At 66.5% G+C, this 1,491-nt stretch carries 2 protein-coding genes; both read right to left on the bottom strand.

The window, feature by feature from the left end:
• Positions 1 to 31: 31 nt before the first annotated feature.
• Entirely contained in the window at positions 32 to 253 is a 222-nt protein-coding gene (locus ACH5AF_RS34955; protein WP_398907538.1) for a hypothetical protein, read from the bottom strand.
• Positions 254 to 329: 76 nt separating this feature from the next.
• The coding region (locus ACH5AF_RS34950) for a WD40 repeat domain-containing protein (RefSeq protein ID WP_398907536.1) at positions 330 to 1,491 on the bottom strand (1,162 nt) is incomplete at its 5' end.

Here is a 1,491-nt window from a genome sequence, read left to right as displayed (position 1 = left end):
ACCTCTCGTGTGGGACGGATAGACCTCCAGGTCAGGCGCACGCTGCGGCGAGACCACGCTTCGGAGTGCTTGAGGAACCCTCGGGAGGAGAGTCATGGCCGGTGCGGTACTCGGTCGCCAGGAAGCGGATGCCGAGCATGGCCTCCATGTTGGCCTCGATCAGCCGCTGCAGCTCGACCTCCACCCCCACGGACGCTCCCGAGACCTCCGTTGCCTGCCCGCCTCTCACCCTGAAGACCTTCAGATTGCTCATGAGCCTCCCCGCCCCACCTTGATCGCCGCGAAGGAACAATGGAGGCCAGGAAGCATTTATTCCGGTCCCTGTCGGATCAGCCTTGCTGCCCGGCGGGACCGCTCATCGCCGGAGGCACCCACAGCCGAACGGTGCGGTCGATACTGGCGGTGGCGAGCACGGTGCTATCCGGCGAGAAGGCGAGCGCTGTCACGGCGTCGTGGTGGCCGGTGAGAGGCTCGCTGACGGGTTGGTGGGTGGTCGGGTCCCACAGGCGTACGGTGTGATCCTTGCTGGTTGTAGCGATCAGACCGCCGTCGGGAGAGAAAGCCAGGGCCGCGACGGCGTCGTTATGGCCGGTCAGGGGCTTTCCGTCGGGCTGGTAGGTGGCCGCGTCCCACAGCTGAATCGAGTGATCGTCGCCAGCGGTGGCGATCAGACTGCCGTCTGGGGAGAAAGCGACAGAGCTGACAGAGCCTCTGTGACCATCTAGGAGTTCGCCGGTTGGCTCACGGCTGGTGGCGTCCCACAGAGATACTGTGCCGGCATCCGTGGCGGTGGCGATCAGACTGCCATCGGGGGAGAACGCGACCCCAGTGACGAGCCCGTTATGGCCGGTCAGCGGAGCACCGGCGGGTTGCCGGGTGGCAGGCACCCACAGTCGTACGGCAGCACCATCATTGGCGACGGCGAGCAGGGTCCCGGTGGGCGAGAAGACTACCGACGTGATGGGGCCGAGGTGGGAGGCCAAGGGGCTGCCCGACGCCGGTACTCGGGCAGCCGCGTCCCATAGGCGTACCGAGCCACCCTCGTCCGCTGTGACGATCAGGGTGCCGTCAGGGGAAAAAGCCACCGCCCTCACGGAGTCTCGGTGACTTGTCAGAGGCCTGCCGACCGGTTGCCGGTTGGCAGGATCCCAGAACCGCACCGTATCGTCAGCGCTCGCCGTAGCGAGTTGGGTTCCGTCAGGCGAGAACACCACGGACCAGACCGCGGCCCGGTGCCCGACCAGGGGAGCCAGAGAGATACCTTCGCCGTTCGTGAGCGCGGTGAGGACGCTTCGACTGGCGAGGCCGCGTGCGGTCAAGAGGTTTACGCGGGTGTGTAGTTGGTCATTCTGGGTGATCAGGTTCTCGGGGGAGTCCTCTTCATGCCGTGCACGCTGTGCCGAGGAAGGCGCTGGCTGGGCGTCCTCAGCTTCGCATAGGCGCACCGTTTGATCGTAGCCAGCGGTGGCGAGCAGGCCGCCGTCGGGAGAG

This window comes from Streptomyces sp. NPDC018833 (assembly GCF_044390825.1).
Taxonomy (GTDB): Bacteria; Actinomycetota; Actinomycetes; order Streptomycetales; family Streptomycetaceae; genus Streptomyces.
Note: the sequence above shows the minus strand (reverse complement) of the source record. Positions and strands in the feature narration are given on the sequence as shown.

Bases quoted from the DNA above. Each gene is read 5' to 3' on its own strand.
- ACH5AF_RS34955 (WP_398907538.1), bottom strand. From the start codon at position 253: ATGAGCAATCTGAAGGTCTTCAGGGTGAGAGGCGGGCAGGCAACGGAG.